The following is a 16872-nucleotide window of genomic DNA, read 5'->3' on the forward strand; positions in this document are numbered from 1 at the left end:
GCCGAGAGTAGGGGCGTCCCGAATTGACCGTCAAGATAGAGTGAACTTGGATTCTCTTCTTTTGAAAGGCGTAATTCACTGCTAGCGTCCCTCTGTGACCGCGCCCCGACCGTCCATGTCTGCTCGCCGTGAACGCTCCCGCCGCCTGCTGTGGGAAGAGATCAACCGCCGCGGCAGCACGACCCGCAGCGAGCTGTCCGCTGCCACGGGTCTGTCCGTGAGCGCGGTGTCCGCCGGGGTCGCCGACCTACTGAGAGCAGGAGTCGTCATCGAGGAGGACCCCGGCCTGCCGATCACCGGCCGGGGCCGTCCCTCCAGCGTTCTGTCACCTGCCCGTCCCCTCGGCTACGTGGCGGGCATCGACTTCGGACACCAACACGTCCGCGTGGCCCTCTCCTCCACTGACGGCACCCTGGCCGGTGAGGAGATCCACCACCTGGACGTGGACGCCCACGCCGGCCAGGCTCTCGACACCGCCAAAGACGCCGTACGGCACCTCTTGGAGCGTGCCGGCGCGGCCCGTTCCTCCCTTCTGGGTGCCGCAGCGGGCATTCCCGGCCCCCTGGATCGTGCCCGCAGGGTCGTCAACTCGCCCACAATCCTGGCCTCCTGGATCGATCTGGCTCCTGCCGAGGAGCTGTGCTCCCGTCTCCAGGTGCCCGTGCACGTGGAGAACGACGCCGACATGGGGGCGCTGGGAGAGAAACGCTTCGGAGCGGCGACCGGGCTCACCGACTTCCTGTACATCAAGGCCTCCGACGGCATCGGCGCCGGTGTCGTCATCGACGGACGCTGTCACCGTGGAGGCGGGGGGTTCGTCGGCGAGATCGGGCACATCCATCTCGAAGGGATGACCAACAGATGCCGCTGCGGCAACCAGGGATGCCTGGAATCCGCGATCTCGGCCGCCGAGGTGCGCCGCCAGCTGAGCTCCACGCGGCTCGGTCAGGCTTCGGACGCGACTGCCGGTGAGCTGTTCACCCGGGCCGCCGGTGACCCGGTCGGCGCGCGCATCCTCACGGACGCCGGGCGCATGATCGGACGCGTCGTCGCCGACGGCTGCGTGTGGCTCAACCCGCAGGCCGTCATTCTCGGCGGTGAACTCGGACTGTCCGGGGCGCCGTTCGCCGAAGGCGTCCGCGAGTCGCTCACCCGCTACTCCCTGTCTGCATCCGCCGCGCACGTGAAAGTCCTGCCGGCGGGGCTCGGCGCCCACGCCGAGGTCATGGGCGCCGTGTCCGTCGCCATCGAACGGTGCACCACCCCATGACCCCAGCCCCGCGCCCCCAGCCCCTGCCGCCCCGCCAGGCGCGCAGCGTGCTCACCTACCAGCGCATCCTGAACGCCGCCACCGCCATCCTCGCCGAACGGGGCTGGGACGCGTTCACCATCGACGCCGTCGGCCAGGCGGCAGACGTCTCCGTCGGCAACATCTACCGCCGCTTCGGCGACAAGGACGGGCTGTTCACGGCCGTTCACACAGCGCACCTGGAACGGATGAGGGCCGCCGGCCGACAGGCCTTCGCTCCCGAGGCATGGCCCGACCTCCCGCCTCAGGACGGCGTCGCGGAAACCGTACGCCGGCTCGGCCGCCAGTTCCAGGACCACGCGCCCCTCGACGGCGTTCTCATCCTCCACTCCAACAAGGTCTCCGGGCTCGGTGAGGAAGGCGCCCTCTTCGTCTCTGAACGCCGCAGCATGGTCGAGCAGATGCTCTTCCACTACTACGGCCCTGACACAACCGTGCGCGTCATGGTCTGCTATCGCCTGGCGTTCGCCACCTTCATGGACTTCGGGACCTTCAACGTCCATCCCACCCAACAGCCCGAGATGACCTGGGAAACCCTCATCGAGGAGGTGGCCCACGCCTGCGTCCGTTACCTCTTCGCATCGGAAGCGCCCATGAACCGAGCAGGGTCACTGACGCCGTAGGCATGAGGTTCTCCTCATCCGGCGGTGCGATGGCCTGTGCGAGCACGTCCCGTTTCTCCGTTGCCCTCGCCCACCCCGACGCGATGTCTGAACACAACCGCCCCCTGCCCGAAGCGACACCGGCTGACATCTCCGAGCCGCACGCGTTCACCGACGACGTCCCTCCCGGTGGCACAGCCGATCCGACCACCGGATTGCGCAGGTCGGCGATGGCGGTTCCGCCGAGCCGGGTGTTCGGCTCACCTCAGCGGAGCGGCCCGTGGGCTGCCAGCTCCTCCAAGATCGTCGGGTTCACGCCAGCCGTCCGATCAACTCCGGCCAGACGACCGGGTCATGGCCCGGGACCAGCTCGTAGCCCTTCTCCTCCGCCAGGCGCTTGAGGCGCCGGATCGGCTCCAGGGTCGCCTCCGGGGGTACGCCGATCGATGTGCCGGCGGGACGTTCCTCGCTGATGTTCTCTGTCAGGTCGGCCGCGTCGCAGGTGAACACGTAACCGCCCCCTTGGGCGAGGTCCACCACGAAGCTCTGGTGGCCCGGGGTGTGTCCGGCGGTCAGTACGGCCGTGACTCCCGGTGCGAGCTCCCGGTCGCCGTCGGCGAGCCGCCAGTCGATGCGCGGATCGTCGAAGTCCACCCGGAAGATCGTCTGGCGCTCCACCTCAGGCCGTCCCGACAGTCCGTACTCCAGTTCGGCCCGCTGGATGTGCACGGGCACCCGGCCGGCGAAGTGCTTCAGCCCGCCGGCGTGGTCGGCGTGCAGATGGCTGACGGCGACGGCCGTGACGTCCTCCAGAGCGACACCGACCGCGGCCAGCGCCTCCGGCAGAGGCTCGCCGGGACCGGGGAGTTCCGGCTGGTAGGAGGGCGACGGGTAGTAGCGCCGCCGCAGTGCGGGGTCGCGCAGCAGCGCCGTGTTGAAGCCGGTGTCCAGCAGCAGCCACCCGTCCTCGGTCTCCAGCAGGATCCCCGCCACCGGTTCTCGCACACGTTCCGTGTACGGCGCGCCGTGTACCGACACCGATCTGGGCAGGTCCTCCCAGCCGAGGAGAAGGGGCAGGACACGCCGTACACCGCGTCGGGTCATGATGCTCCGTCAGTCGTCGGATGGCCCTGCGGGGCCGGGGCTCAGAGGTCCAGCTCGATGACGGGTGAGGCGGCGCGGCTGACGCAGATCATCATCGTCGTGGCGGTCGCGCGCTCCTGCGGCCCGATCACCGAGTCGCGGTGGTCCGGGTTACCGGCCAGGACAGATGTCTCGCAGCTGCCGCAGTAGCCCTCCTCGCAGGAGTAGGGCACATCCGGTACCCGGTCGCGTACGACCTCCAGCAGCGACCGGTCCGCCGGGACCGCGAGCCGCAGCCCCGACCGGCGGAGTACGACCTCGAACCGGCCCCGCTCCATGTCCTCCTCCGCTTCGACGGACGGGCCGAACCGCTCGACGTGCAGCGCGCGCGGCGGTACGGCGGTACGGCAGAGTTCGGTCACCGCGTCCAGCATGGCCGCGGGACCGCATGCGTACACGGCGTGTCCCGGCGGGGTGGCGGCGAGTTCGGCGGCCAGGTCGGGCAGGCCCGCCTCGTCCTCGGGCACCAGCCGGACCCGGTCGCCGCCGAGCGCGGTCAGCTCCTCGGCGTAGGCGAGGCGGGAGCGGTCGCGGGCGCCCAGGACGAGGCGCCAGGGCAGCGCACCGGCGGCCAGCGCTCTGGCCATGGACAGCAGAGGGGTGACGCCGATGCCGCCGGCCAGCAGGAGGTAGCCGGGGGCGGGGAGCAGGGGGAACCGGTTGACGGGGCCTTCGACGGACAGTTCCCGGCCGACCAGTGCCGTGGTGTGGATCTCCCGGGATCCGCCCCTCCCGGCCGGCGCGAGATGCACGGCGACCGTCCAGGCGGCGCGTTCCGTCGGGTCCCCGCACAGCGAGTAGGAGCGGCGCAGACCGGAAGGCAGGGTCAGCTCCACATGGGCGCCGGGCTCCCACGGCGGCAGCGGCAGGCCGTCCCGCCGGACCAGCCGCAGCTCCACGACGCCCTCGGCGATCCAGCGGGTCTGGCGGACCAGAAGCCGTGGGGGCGCGGGCGGGGTCAGCTCAGAAGACACGGAAGTACTCCCGTTGTTCCCAGTCGGTGACCTCCTGGTCGAAGCGGGCCAGCTCGGCCCGCTTGACGCTCGTGTAGTAGGCCACGAAGTCCTTGCCCAGACGGTCCCCGAGGGCCTCGTCGGCCTCCAGCGCGTCGAGGGCCTGGCCCAGGGAGCGCGGCAGCGGCTCCGCCCGCGTCGCGTACGGCTCGTCGGCCGCCGGACCCGGGTCCAGGCCGCGCGCCACCCCGTCGAGACCGGCCGCGAGCTGGGAGGCGAGGTAGAGGTAGGGGTTGGCGGCCGGTTCGCCGATGCGGTTCTCCAGCCGGGTGGACGACGGACCGTCGCCGAGGACCCGGACCATCGCGCCCCGGTTGTCGCGCCCCCACACCGCGCGGTCGGGCGCCAGCGACAGTGACCGGAACCGCTTGAAGCCGTTGAGGGTGGGCGTCGAGAACGCGCTGGTGGCCCGGGCGTGGCGCAGCAGCCCGCCCAGGAACGCGGTCCCGTACGGCGACAGCCCCGGCCCGCTGGCGCTGTTACCGGCCTCGGTATCGGTACCGGTAGCCGTACCGGGCTCCGGGGCGAAGATGCCCACCCCGTCGCGCAGCACGCTCTGGTGCAGGTGCCAGCCGCTGGAGAACACCCCGGGCAGATGGGGTCGGCACATGAAGGTCGCGTGGTGGCCGTGCCGGGCAGCGACCTGCTTGACGGCGCTGCGCAGCAGCACCATCGCGTCCGCCGTGCCCAGTCCGTCGGCGGGCCGCAGCGTCAGCTCGACCTGGCTCGGCCCGAACTCGACCTCCAGGGTGCGCAACGGCAGACCCAGCTCCTCAAGGGTGCCGCGCAACACGTCGAGCATCGGGTCGAGTTCGTCGTAGCGCAGTTCGCTCAGGTACTGGTAGCCGTGGTTGAGCATGCCCACCTCGGGCGCCGCGCCCGGCTGGCCGAGGTCGGCCGGGCCGAGCCGCGGGTCGTCGAGGCGGAACAGGTGGAACTCCACCTCCAGGCCGGTGCGGTAGGTGAGGCCGCCGGTCTGCTCCAGGACCGAGCGCAGCAGGCCGCGCGTGCACAGCGGGACCGGGGCGCCGGAGGTGAACCGCAGGTCGCACAGGAGCCAGCCGGTGCCCGGGGACCAGGGCAGCATCCGGAAGGTGAGCGGGTCGGGCACCATCACCATGTCGGCGGCGCCCCGCAGTTCGGGCAGTCCGAGCGGGGTCTCCCTGGTGAACAGCGGGAACACGGTACGGCCCGAGGTGTCCTTGGCCAGCAGCGAGGAGGCGATGCCGGTGCCCTCGCGCAGCACGGTGGGCATCTCGGAGGCGGTGACGGTCTTGCCGCGCAGCAGCCCGTGCTGGTCGGCGAAGACGAGCCGCACCACCTTCAGCCCGCCGCCCTCGGCACGGTCGTGGATCTCCTCGGCGGCGGCCGACTGCGCGGCCGTCCACCCCGCGTGACGTTCGACGAAGTCCACGCCGCTCAGCCGTCCGTTCCGGCCGGCCGGGCCCAGCCGCTCTCCGCCCGCTGTTTCGCGGTGACGGCCGCCCAGTGCTCCGCCCATCCCTCGGTGGGGCCGATGCCGTCGAGCGTGACGGGACCGCGCACTTCGGCCGCGCGGTCGGCGGGCAGCACCAGCGGCGGGTCCTCGCCGCGCCCGACGGCCGATATCGCCTCGCCCAGCATCCGCCGGTACATGACGATCGCCTTGTCGGAGCGGCCCAGGTGTTCGCGGGTGCGGTCCTGGATCGCGCCCTGGCCCTCGACCGCCCACTGGTCGTGCACGTTGATGTCGGTGCCGAGGCCGGTGTACGTGGTGGTGAGCTGCTCGGCGGGGTCGTAGCCGTAGCCGTTGGAACGGCCGAAGCGCGGGCGGTAGTCGGGCAGGGTGACGGCGTCCACGCGCTGGCGGCGCATCTCCGCCCGGTCGACCGGACCGCCGACGCTGGTGAACTGGGCGTACCAGTAGCAGGAGGTGTCGTCGATCGGCACGTGCCACTGGGTGATGGCCGTCTCGGCATCGAGCGGGATGTGGAACCCGTGCGGGAAGACCTGGTGGGTGACGCGGACATGGGTGCGGCTGCCGTCCATCGGGCGGCCCTCGGTGTCGGTGCCGTCGAGCGTCCGCAGCGCCGTGATCCGGATGCCGTAGGGGGTGCGGACGGCGTCGATGTCGGGGCGGCCGTACTCGCGCAGGATCTTGGTCATCGGCAGGTCGGTGCCCTGCGAGGCGGCCCGGAACTGCTTGCCGTAGCTCTCCGAGGGATCCTCGTCCTGGAAGAAGCGGTGCAGGTAGGAGGCGTGCGCGGGGTCGATGCCGACCTCCAGGGCCTGGAGCCAGTTGCACTCCAGCAGGCCCTTCCAGGCGAACGTGTGCCCGGCGGGGGCCTCGAAGCAGTCCAGGGCGGGCAGTTCGGGCGGCTCGCCGGGGCCGAGGTAGCCCCAGATCACCCCGTTGACCTCGCGGACCGGGTAACTGCCCAGCCGGACCCGGCCGGTGAGGCCGCCGCCGGCCGGCTCGGCCGGGGTGTCCAGGCAGGCGCCGTCCCGGCCGAAGAGCCAGCCGTGGAAGCAGCAGCGCAGTCCGCCGTCCTCCAGCCGGCCGAGCGCCAGATCGGCTCCCCGGTGCGGACAGCCCCGGTCCACCAGGCCGAGTTCACCGTCCCCGTCCCGGAACAGGACCAGGTCCTGCCCCAGCACCTTCGGGGCCACCAAAGGCCGGGCGCCGTCGAGTTCCTCGCTCAGGGCGACGGGCTGCCAGTAGCGGCGCATCCAGTCCCCGGCGGGCGTGCCCGGACCGGTCCTGGTGAGCCGCACGTTCTCTTCCTCGCGCATCTGACGCCTTTCTGTCCCGGTCACGCAGACCGTAACGAAGAGAGGATCCATATAGCCATAGATTGGATCCAATATTTACGCCGGTGTAACGGACGCCGAGCAGGCACCCGACCATGGCCATGTCCACGGCCGCCATCAGCAGGCCGGCCCCGCCCTGCCCGCTGACCGCCATCAGCGCCGCCAGCGGCAGCACAGCGAGATGCGCCACCAGGAACGGCCCCGGGCGGGCCGGCACGGGGCGGCACAGCAGGAGTCCCGCCGCCACCCAGGTGAACGACCGCGCGGCCTCGGCTTCCGGGCCGTCCAGCATGTGCAGTGGGGGCAGGTGCCAGACGTACGCCGACACCGTCCACATGACCGCCCCCAGAGACGTCCCCCGGTACCGCCTCTGCGCCGCCGGTCCGGTCGAGCGGACCGCGTGGACGAGCAGCGCAGGGCCGAGGAGCGCCAGCAGTTCGAAGCGGATCATCGCCCACACATGGGCGTCCACGGCGGCCGGCGCCCGCGTCAGCGCGAGCGGTACGCCCAGCGTGCAGGCGGCCGCGGTCGCGGCGAGCGTCGAACGCCCGGTGAGCCGCCGCGCCTCGGGGGCCAGCGTGACCCGCAGCGCGGGCCAGGCGAACGCCAGCGTGCAGGCCAGGGCCGCGCCGAGCAGTCCGAGGGCGGCTGCTCCCTGCGAAGCGTGCGCCGCATGACCGCCGGCACCGGCATGGCCGATGTGGCCGGCGCCCGTCAGTGCGCCGGTGCCGGTCATCGCCGCCACCGCACGCCGCCGGGCGGCGGGCACCCCGCGCGCGGCCGGTCCCCGGCCGTCATCCGCAGCAGTGGTCGCCGTCGGCGTCCGCCTCGGGGGCCGGCGCGTGGCAGGAGACCGGGGCGGGCACGTCCAGGGCGGGGTTGCGGTCGAAGAAGCCGTCGGGCTCCAGGCGCAGCCGGGCGCGGGCCACCGGCATCACCGGCCACTCCTCGGGGCGCGGGAAGTGGTGCGAGCCGACCGTTGCCCACAGCACCAGTTCCGTGCCGTCCAGCGAGCGGTCCTCCTGCTGCCAGCGGTGGACCCCGTCCGCGCCGGGTTCGGCCTGGTTGGGATACTCCCCCGCGACGAACCGCCGCTCGGGGTCGTACTCCGTGGCCCACAGTTGTTTCGCCACGAACGGCGCCCGTCGCGCGCACACGCTGTCCGGCCGGACCGGCAGCACCGCGGTGTTCTCCACGTGCACGCGGTAGGCGGTCGGCTCGCCCATCCGGTTGCGGGCCTCGGTGTTCTCCACCCGCCAGTGCAGGGCCCGGGAGGGGTCGGTGGTCCGCCCGGCCTCCGACTCCCGCAGGACCGGCCGCAGCACGGTCCGCGCCGCGTTGCCGTAGGGGTCGAGCGCGGGGTCGCTCTCGTGTTCGGCGGTCACCTCGACCAGCCGGTTCGCCGTCCCGTCGACGGCCATGTCCAGTCGTACGGCGAAGAAGTGCTGGTGGTTGGTGACGGCCACGTTCGGGGCGACCCGCCGGGCGTAGGGCGTCTCCTCGTCCTCCGTGACACCGGTCGCGGACAGGATGCCGGTCATCTTGATCTCCAGCATGACCGAGCCGTCCTGGTACAGGGACCAGTAGAAGCCGTAGTCGTAGTTGGCGACCGTGGCGAACGCCGAGATGATCAGGCGGCGGGAACGGCGCACCTCCGTACGGCCGGTGCGGCCGTCGTGGTGCTTCCAGAGGATCCCGTCGTCCTCCTCGTGCATGCAGATCGCGTTGGGGATGATCCGGGGCACGCCGTCGCCGCCGAGGACGGCCGCGTCGAAGTAGTGGATGACGCCGAGGCAGTCGCAGCCGAGGGCGAGGGAGTTGGTGAGCGGGCCGGCGCCGTACTCGCCCCAGTCGAAGAAGTTCTTGCGGTACTGGGTGGAGGCGGTGTCGAAGTACGGCACGTACATCTCGTTGACGGCGGCCCGGCGGATCACCGTGCGCGGCCCCTTGCCGCCCGCGTCGAAGGACAGGTCGTGCAGGACCAGGCCCTCGCGGTGGGAGAAGCCGACCCGCACCGACCAGCCCTGCCAGTCCACCCGCTGCCCGGTCACGGTGAAGCTCGGCCCGTCGGGCTGGACCACCTCCAGAGGCCGCAGCCCCGCGCGCCCCGGCACGGTTCCCGCCGCGAACACCCCGGACTCCCCCGACAGCGGGACGATCCCGTGGTCCTCGATGTGCAGCACCTCCATCGACTCCATGTCGATGATCGGTACGACGCCCTGCACGGGCCGGGCGTAGCCGTTGTCGTCCTCGGACTCGCGGTGCCAGACGCTGCCCCAGGTCAGGCGGCGGCCCGGGTACGCGGGCGGCTCGAAGCCGCCGATCGACTCCGGGTCGACCATCACCAGCGACACGTCGTGGATGCCGCGCAGCGCCAGCGCCGCCCGGAACCGCGGGTCCGCCCGGCACGCGGCGGCGGCCTGCCGGGCCTCCTCCGAGGAGCAGCCCGGGCTGCGCACGTCCAGCTCGCGCCAGGCCGTCGGCTGCGGCTTCTCGCCGAGTTCGAGGGCGACCTCGTAGGCGAGACGGGCCGAGGGACAGATCACCACGGCGCGGGCCCGCCGTGGCTCGTCCGGCCCGGCCGTACGCGCATGATGCTCGTCAAGGGCCACGCCCCAGAACCGGGCGTCCTCCGTGACTCTGGGATCCGCCTTCAACACCTTGACGGCGATGGCGAGTTCAGCAGCCGTCAGCGGGTCCAGCGGGTGCGGTGCCGGTGCGGCGGCGGGCCGGGGGGCGAGGGTGCTCATGGGCGCTGTCCTTCCGGGGGCGTGCGGGTGATGGCGGGCGCAGGGGCCTCGGTGCAGTCGTGGTCGGTTGTGGTCGGGTGGTTGGGGCTTGTGCCGGTGCGGTCGTGGTGGGCTGTCGTCAGGGCCTCCGGGGATACGTCGGCACGGTCGTGGCGGGTCACGGCCGGAGCGTCCGGGGACACGCCGGTACGGCGGTCTGCGCCGCCCGGCCCGGTGCCGGGGGTGTGCCGTACGGTGCCGCCGTCGGCGCGTGGGTCGGAGGCTCCGTCCAGACGTCCGTCCCGGGCCAGCCGCGCCACCTGGGTGTGGCCGGCCAGATCTGTGGGCCCGGCGGTGACGACGACCGGAAGCCCCAGGAGCGGAGTGTCCGTCGGCGTCGGGAGTGCTCCCGGCTCGGCGAGCAAGGTCGGCTCCTCGAAGCCGATGTCGCGGGCGCCGGTCACCCAGCGCGGACTCGCCAGGACGGCGGTGGGATCGGCGGCGGGGTCGGCGAGCCGGGGCAGGGTCTGAGCGAGGATCTGCGGCTGGGCCCGGCCGCCCTGACAGCCCGCCGCCAGCAGCAGCGCGCCGGAGCGGCCGATCACCGGGCACAGCGTGTGCGGCGGCCTCGCGCCGGGTCGCAGCATGCCGGGGTGGCCGGGTTCCAGGCTGAACGCCGAGCCCCGGTTGTGCAGCACGATGCCGGTGTCCGGCTCGCACAGGCCCGAACCGAAGGTCTGGTAGATGCTCTGGATCAGCGACACGGCCAGGCCCGAGGAGTCCACGGCCGTCACCGCGACGGTGTCCCCGGACGGCCGGAACGGCGGCTCGGGCGGGGCTGCGCCGGCCAGCGGCGCCGGATCCAGCAGGCCCGCCAGATCGAGTGGTTGCCCGTGCGGGTCGCCGAGCAGCCGGTCCCGGGCGGCCGAGGCGTCCTGGGAGCGGGCGGCGAGCAGAAGGGTGCGCTCCGGTTCCGGCAGGTCCGCCGTGTCCGCCGCCGTCCTGAGCAGCGCGGGCAGTACGGCTCCCTGGCTGGGGGGCGGAGCGGCCCACCAGGTGACGCCCGCCACCTCGACGTTCAACGGCTCGGCGGACTCTGCTTCGTGGGCGGCCAGGTCGGCGGCGGTGAGCGGGCTTCCGAGGCGGCGCAGACCGGCGGCGAGAGCCTGGGCGACCGGGCCTTGGTAGAACGACATGGGGTCCTCGGCGAGTTGGTCGAGGACCTGCGCCAGGCGCGGCTGCGGGAGCGGGTCGCCCTTGCCCACCGGGCGGCCGCCGGGACCGGTCAGCAGAGCGGACAGGCCCGGGTCGGCCGCGACCTGCGCCGCGCGCTCGTGTACGGCGCGGGCCAGCCCGGCGGAGACTGCGGCCCCCTGCCGGGCGAGGCCGGCGGCGTCCCGCAGCGCGGCGGGCAGTGCGCCCGGTGTGCCGTGCGCCGCCGCCAGCGCCGCCCAGCCCGCCACCACGCCGGGTACGGTCACAGTCTGCGGTCCCTGCGCCGGCATGCGCCGGTCCGCCGCACGCAGCGCCGTGACGTCCACGTCCCGGGCCGCCGCGCCGACCGAGAGGACCGCCCGCACGGTGCCGTCGGGTGTGTGCACCAGGGCGATCAGGTCGCCGCCCAGGGAACACTGGTGGGGGTAGACGACGGTCAGCGCGGCGGCAGCGGCCAGCGCCGCGTCGACGGCGTTGCCGCCCCGCCGGGCCGACCGTCCGGCCGCGTCCAGTGCTGCCGGGTGCGGAGCCGCGAGGACCAGCCCGTGGCCGGGGCTCACGTCTCGTCCCGGGGCAGCAGCAGGGTGCGGGAGGGGGCTGCCTCGGCGCCCTGGAGCGGCACGGGCAGCGACAGCATGTCGTAGACACCGGCCGGGGCGTGCAGCAGGTCGACCACTTCGAGGATCAGCACGTCCGCACCGCAGAGCAGTTGGTGCGTCTCCCAGTGCGTGGTGTAGGCGACGGCCTCGATGCTGAGGTAGTCGATGCCGGCCGTGCGCACCCCCGCCTCGATCAGCCGCTCCGCGCCGTCCGGGGCCAGACCGACCCACTGCCGTGCCTTCCACGGGCTGCGCAGCACGCCCTGCGAGTTGCTGGTGCGCAACAGCACCCGTTCCTCGGTGCCGAGCCCCGCCGCGTCGAGGTCGGCGGCGGTGATCTGCTCCTTGACATGGGTGAGGTCGAGCACCCGGGCGGTCCCGTTCAGGGCCGACAGGTCGAGCCGGTCGACGGTCTTGCCGCCGTCCACGAAGTGGGCCGGGGCATCGATGTGCGTGCCGGTGTGGGCACCTATGCGCCAGCGGCTGACGTTCGACGCATCACCCGCGGTACGCGACTCGACGACCTCCACCTCGGGCCTGCGGCCCCAGTGCAGCATGCCGGGGTGGATCGGCACGGAGACGTCGATCGCCTTGGTGACGTCCAGGTTCATGACAGGCTCCTATTGGATGCGGTTACTCTGTGAATGGATCCAATGTCGATGGATGGTGCTAGGCGACGGCGTGGCAGACTGCTCCACCACCGCGCGGCCCCCACCAGCCCCCGAGAAGGGTGAGACCCACTCCGATGACGTCCCAGACCGACGAAGGCGCCCTCGTCGACGACATCGCCGCCCGCATCCGCACGCGGATCATGAACGGCGAGCTGCCCATCGGGAAACCGCTGCGCCAGGCGGCGCTGGCTGCCGAGTTCGGCGTGAGCCGTACCCCGGTGCGTGAGGCGCTGCGCCAGTTGCAGCACGGCGGGCTGATCGAGATGCAGCCGCACCGCGGCGCGGTGGTGCGGGTGCCGGCTCCGTGGGAGGTGCGGCAGGCGTACGAGGTGCGCGCGGAGCTGGAGGCCCTGGCCGCCCGGCGCGCCGCCGCCCGGATCACCGACAGCCAGCTCGCCGAACTGCGCCGCCACAACGACGTGCTGCGCGCGGCGGCGGAGGGCACCGCTGCCCGGCCGGAGGGACCGCTCGCCACGACGGAGGCCAACGACTGCTTCCACACCGTGGTCTGTGTGGCGGCCGACAACCCCTGGCTCAGCCGCATGATCGACCGGATCAACGAGAGCTTCCCGCGCAACGTGTCCTCGCTGGCCCTGGCAGGCGACGAACGTCACCGGCAGCTGAACGTCCGTCAGCACAATGCCATCGTGGCCGCGTTGGCCGACCGGGACGCCGACCGGGCGCAGGAGGCGATGCGGGAGCACGTCATCAGCGCCGGCGAACACCTGACGGCCTGGTACGAACGACGTTCCCGGACCGTGTTCAGCGGCTGAGCAGCCCCCGGGCGCCCCGGTGCCGGCCCTCACCGGGCACCGCCGGGCGCCAACCGGGCCGGGGACAGGAAACCCAGGTCCGGACGCGGGAGTTCGCACACCAGGTCGGCCAGGGCGGCACCGATCGCCGGACCGAACTTGAAGCCGTGCCCGGAACATGCGGAGGCCACCAGGGCCTGCGGCACACCGGGCACCTCGCCGACCAGGAAGCGCCGGTCCGCGGTCATCGTGTACAGGCACGTCAGGCTCTCGGTCACCGGGCCCGCGCCGGGCAGCACCCGCGCCACCGCGCCCGCGAGCAGGGCGAGTTCGGCCTCGGTCGCGGCGGGTCTGGCGGCCTCCGGGTCCCACGCCGGACCCGAGTCGAGCCCCGCCTTCAGGCCCCGGCCGTCGGCGGCCGGAAAGCCGTACAGCAGCCCTTCCGGCAGGTCGACGGAGAAACTCCCCAGCCCGCCCCGTCCCAACGGCCCGGCGGGGTCGGCGGCGAAGTAGGCGTTCACGATCCGGGTGACCGTCAGATGTGGTTGCAGTGTGGGGAGTTGGGCTGCGGTCCAGGGGCCGGCGCACAGCACCAGCCGACGGGCGTGGACCTCGCCGGCCGCCGTGCGGACGACGACCCCGTCGGCTTCCGGGGACCAGCCGATGACGGGTGTACGGTCGGCGATCCGGGCTCCGGCGCGTTCGGCGAGGGCGAGCTGGGCGCGCAGGGTCTCGCGGGCGTCGATGATCCCGGCGGCCGGGTCGTGGACGGCCGTGAATCCCTCGGGCAGCCGCAGTCCCGGGAAGATTCGGCGCGCTTCCTCGGGGCCGACGTCCCGGCAGCCGGGGCCCCGCAGGGGATCGGGCCGGTCCTGCGGCGCGGCGTACAGACCTCCGGTGACCTCGATCAGCCGGGTCTTCGACGCCTCCTCCAGCTCGGCCCAGGCACGGTAGGCGGTGTCGACCAGGCCGTCCCAGTCGGGGTGCGGGTAGGCACGGCGGATCATCCGGGTGGCGCCGTGCGAGGAACCCAGGTCGTGCCCCAGCGCGAACTGTTCGAGCCCCAGCGCGTCGAGCCCGCGCTCGGCCAGCTGCCGCAGCGCCGCGCTGCCGTGCACACCGAGGCCGACCACCACCACGTCGTGACGGTGCACGGCGGGGCGTCCCGCCGGCACGGTCGCCGGGGAGCCCGCCGGAGCCGTTGACGGTACGGGTGCTGACGGCGGCTCCGATGTCGATGTCGGTACCGTCGGCCCAGTACCGCGTGTGCCTGACGCGATCTCGGCCACGGCCTCGACCAGGGCGTCCAGGTCGCCTTCGTCGGTGTAGACGTGCACCGAGGCGCGTACCACCTTCGCAAGACCGCGCGGGTCCATGTCCCAGCGGCCGTGGTCGGCCGGCACCGCGATCAGGTGGACCCGCCGCAGGGCCAGTCGTCGCTGCACCTCGCCCGCGTCGAGGCCGTCCACGACGAAAGTGACGATGGCGCCGCCGGCCGCGGGCGGATCGGTGACCCGTACGCCGGGGAGCGCGCCGAGTCGCGCACGCAGCGTCGCCGCGAGCGCTGCCAGGTGCGCGAAGACGCCATCGGGGCCGAGCGTGTGCAGGTCGGCCAGGGCCGATCCCAGGCCGAGGCGCAGCGCGTGAGCAGCCTCCCACAGCTCGAACCGCCGTGCGTCCGGGGCCAGTTCCCAGCTCCGCTCGGCCGTCCAGCGGGCCCCGCGCACATCCGGGGCCTGCGGGACGAGGGTGTCCAGCAGGGGGCGGCGCACGGCGAGCAGACCGGTGCCGCGCGGGGCGCGCAGGAACTTGCGTCCGGTGCCGATCAGCAGATCGCAGCCGAGAGCGGCCATGTCGACCGGCAGCTGGCCCAGCGACTGGGTGGCGTCGAGCAGGAACGGGACCCCGTGGGCGGCGGCCAGCGAGCCGATTCCGGCGGCCGGTTCGACGAGCCCGGAGGAGGTCGGTACATGCGCCGCGGTGATCAGGGCAGCCGGGCCGGCGCACAGTGCCCGTTCCAGGGCCGCCAGATCCGTCGCCCCGTCGGGGCCGTTGGGTAGTACCTCGATGCGGACGCCGGTGTCGCGCTCGGCGGCCAGCAGGTGCAGGGCGCTGCTGACGTAGCTGGAGCGGGCGGCCAGCACCCGGTCGCCGGGCCGCAGCCGGAGCGCCGAGACGATGCGCTGCCAGCCCGCGGTGGCGCTCTCGACCAGCGCGACCTCGTCGGCGTCGACCCCGAGAAGGGTCGCGGTGTGCGCGTAGACGGCGGCCAGGTCGTCGGCGGCGAGCTTGGCGGCCTCGTAACCGCCGTACAGGCCCTCGGCGCGCAGGTGAGCGATGACCGCGTCGACCGTGTCGGTGGCCGGCAGGGCGGCACCGGCGGCGTTGAAGTGGTGACCGGTGGCGCAGCCGGGGGTACGGGCCCGCTCGACGGCCACGTCGAGGGCGGCGGTGGGGGTGGGCGAGGCGGCTGTCACGGAGGCGTTCACAGTGCGATCGTGATGCTCTTGAGCTCGGTGAACCCGTCGACGGCCGCGTCGCCGAGGTCCCTGCCCAGCCCGGACTGCTTGGTGCCGCCGAACGCCACGGCGGGGTCGAACTCGTTGTAGGTGTTCACCCACACGGTGCCCGCCTGAAGCGCCGCCGCCGCGCGGTGCGCGCGGCCGAGGTCGGTGGTCCACACGCCCGCCGCGAGCCCGTAGTCGCTGTCGTTGGCGAGCGCGATCGCCTCCTCCTCGGTGTCGAAGGGCAGGACGGCGGCGACCGGACCGAAGATCTCCTCCCGGGCGATCCGCATGCCCGGTGTGACCTCGGTGAACACCGTGGGCCGCACGAACCAGCCGGGCCCGGGCAGCGGTTCGCCGCCCGTGGCGACCTGAGCGCCCTCGGCACGGCCGAGTTCCAGGTAGCCGGTGACGCGGTCGAACTGCTCCTGCGACACGAGCGGGCCGATGTTGATCCCGCCGGTCAGGCCAGGGCCGATCTTGAGGGCTTCCACGGCCGGCAGCATCCGGTCGAGGAACTCATCGAGCACCGAGCGCTGCACCAGCAGTCTGCTGCCCGCCGTGCACATCTGCCCGGAGTGCCCGAACACCGCGCGTACGGCGGCCGGTACGGCGGCGTCCAGGTCGGCGTCGGCGAACACGATGTTGGCGGACTTGCCGCCCAGTTCGAGGGTGAGCCGTTTGACCGAGGACGCAGCTGCGGCCATGATCAGCCGCCCGACGTCCGTGGATCCCGTGAACGAGACCTTGGTGACTCCCGGGTGCGCGACCAATTCTGCCCCGGTGCGCCCGTCGCCGGTCAGCACGTTGACGACGCCCTCGGGCACGCCCGCCTCCAGGCACAGCGCGGCCAGCCGCAGCGCGGTCAGCGGGGTCTGCTCGGCGGGCTTGACCACCACCGTGCAGCCCGCGGCCAGGGCCGGGGCGAGCTTCCAGGCGGCGATCATGAAGGGGAAGTTCCAGGGCAGCACGGCGGCCACCACGCCCACTGGCTCCCGCACGCTGTATACGTGCCGACCGGGTCCGGCCGGGTGGACAGTACCGGTGAGCCGGGTGGGCGTACCCGCGAAGTGCCGGACGGCCTGGAGCCCCAACTCGACGTCGCCGCGGGCGCGCTCGATGGCCTTGCCGTTGTCCAGGGTGTCCAGGACCGCCAGCGCCTCAGCATCCCGCTCCACCAGGTCTGCGAGCCGTAGCAGCACGTCCCGGCGCCGCCGGGGCGGCAGGTTCCGCCAGCGCCCGTCGCGGTGCGCGGCGGCCGCGGCGGACACCGCGGCGTCCGCGTCCGCCTCGCCTGCGCCGGCGACGCTGGTCAGCTGTTTCCCGGTGGCCGGGTCGAGGACCGCGATCCGCCGCGTCGAGACCCCCGTGGTCCACTCGCCACCGATGAGCATGGGCTCACACTCCGGCAGCCGGGGAAGGGTGATGCTGGGGTCCAAGGTGTTCTCCTCGTCGTTCGTACCGCCGCCCGGCCGTGTCCCGGCCGGCAGGGGCCTGGGCAGAGGGACGGGCGGCGGTGGGGCAGTCGTCCGGGGCAGGGCCGGA

The 16872-nt window shown here is 73.2% G+C and carries 12 protein-coding genes; 3 read left to right on the forward strand and 9 right to left on the reverse strand.

Annotated features, from left to right (window positions below):
• The first annotated feature begins 94 nt into the window (after positions 1–94).
• Positions 95–1270: an ROK family transcriptional regulator gene (locus tag AB0D74_RS42945; RefSeq protein ID WP_362599602.1), complete on the forward strand. Its 1176-nt coding sequence runs from the start codon at positions 95–97 to the stop codon at positions 1268–1270.
• The gene (locus tag AB0D74_RS42950) at positions 1267–1932 is read left to right on the forward strand and encodes a TetR/AcrR family transcriptional regulator (protein WP_362599604.1); all 666 of its coding nucleotides are present in this window, start codon (positions 1267–1269) and stop codon (positions 1930–1932) included. The genes AB0D74_RS42945 and AB0D74_RS42950 overlap by 4 nt, the downstream gene beginning before the upstream one ends.
• 291 nt (positions 1933–2223) lie before the next feature.
• Here AB0D74_RS42950 and AB0D74_RS42955 read toward each other — a convergent pair whose 3' ends face one another.
• The 7 genes from AB0D74_RS42955 to AB0D74_RS42985 form a co-directional block, all read right to left on the reverse strand.
• Positions 2224–3015, reverse strand: coding sequence for an N-acyl homoserine lactonase family protein (locus AB0D74_RS42955; protein WP_362599606.1), 792 nt, complete (start codon positions 3013–3015; stop codon positions 2224–2226).
• Between the two features lie 41 nt (positions 3016–3056).
• Positions 3057–4028: a PDR/VanB family oxidoreductase gene (locus AB0D74_RS42960; RefSeq protein ID WP_362599608.1), complete on the reverse strand. Its 972-nt coding sequence runs from the start codon at positions 4026–4028 to the stop codon at positions 3057–3059.
• The gene (locus AB0D74_RS42965; protein WP_362599610.1) at positions 4018–5481 is read right to left on the reverse strand and encodes a glutamine synthetase family protein; all 1464 of its coding nucleotides are present in this window, start codon (positions 5479–5481) and stop codon (positions 4018–4020) included. Before AB0D74_RS42965 ends, AB0D74_RS42960 begins: the two co-directional genes overlap by 11 nt.
• A 5-nt stretch (positions 5482–5486) precedes the next feature.
• Positions 5487–6839 carry an aromatic ring-hydroxylating dioxygenase subunit alpha gene (locus AB0D74_RS42970; RefSeq protein ID WP_362599612.1) on the reverse strand — a complete coding sequence of 451 codons (1353 nt, stop codon included), beginning with the start codon at positions 6837–6839 and terminating at the stop codon, positions 5487–5489.
• An 812-nt stretch (positions 6840–7651) separates the two neighbouring features.
• Positions 7652–9607, reverse strand: coding sequence for a primary-amine oxidase (locus AB0D74_RS42975; protein ID WP_362599614.1), 1956 nt, complete (start codon positions 9605–9607; stop codon positions 7652–7654).
• Positions 9604–11361 (reverse strand): gamma-glutamyltransferase, encoded by a 1758-nt coding sequence (locus tag AB0D74_RS42980; RefSeq protein WP_362599616.1) that lies wholly within the window; start codon positions 11359–11361, stop codon positions 9604–9606. The genes AB0D74_RS42975 and AB0D74_RS42980 overlap by 4 nt, the downstream gene beginning before the upstream one ends.
• Positions 11358–12011 (reverse strand): cyclase family protein, encoded by a 654-nt coding sequence (locus AB0D74_RS42985; protein WP_362599617.1) that lies wholly within the window; start codon positions 12009–12011, stop codon positions 11358–11360. The genes AB0D74_RS42980 and AB0D74_RS42985 overlap by 4 nt, the downstream gene beginning before the upstream one ends.
• Positions 12012–12145: 134 nt before the next feature.
• Here AB0D74_RS42985 and AB0D74_RS42990 point away from each other — a divergent pair, with 134 nt between their 5' ends.
• Entirely contained in the window at positions 12146–12844 is a 699-nt protein-coding gene (locus AB0D74_RS42990; RefSeq protein ID WP_362599619.1) for a GntR family transcriptional regulator, read from the forward strand.
• Between the two features lie 29 nt (positions 12845–12873).
• Here the strand turns inward: AB0D74_RS42990 and solA are convergent, their stop codons facing one another.
• Together solA and AB0D74_RS43000 are read right to left on the reverse strand one after the other, a co-directional pair.
• Entirely contained in the window at positions 12874–15312 is a 2439-nt protein-coding gene (gene solA, locus AB0D74_RS42995; RefSeq protein ID WP_362599621.1) for an N-methyl-L-tryptophan oxidase, read from the reverse strand.
• On the reverse strand, positions 15309–16766 hold the full coding sequence (locus AB0D74_RS43000) for an aldehyde dehydrogenase family protein (protein ID WP_362599623.1): 1458 nt from the start codon (positions 16764–16766) through the stop codon (positions 15309–15311). The genes solA and AB0D74_RS43000 overlap by 4 nt, the downstream gene beginning before the upstream one ends.
• Positions 16767–16872 lie beyond the last annotated feature (106 nt).

Source organism: Streptomyces sp. NPDC048278 (genome assembly GCF_040652195.1).
Taxonomy (GTDB): domain Bacteria; phylum Actinomycetota; class Actinomycetes; order Streptomycetales; family Streptomycetaceae; genus Streptomyces.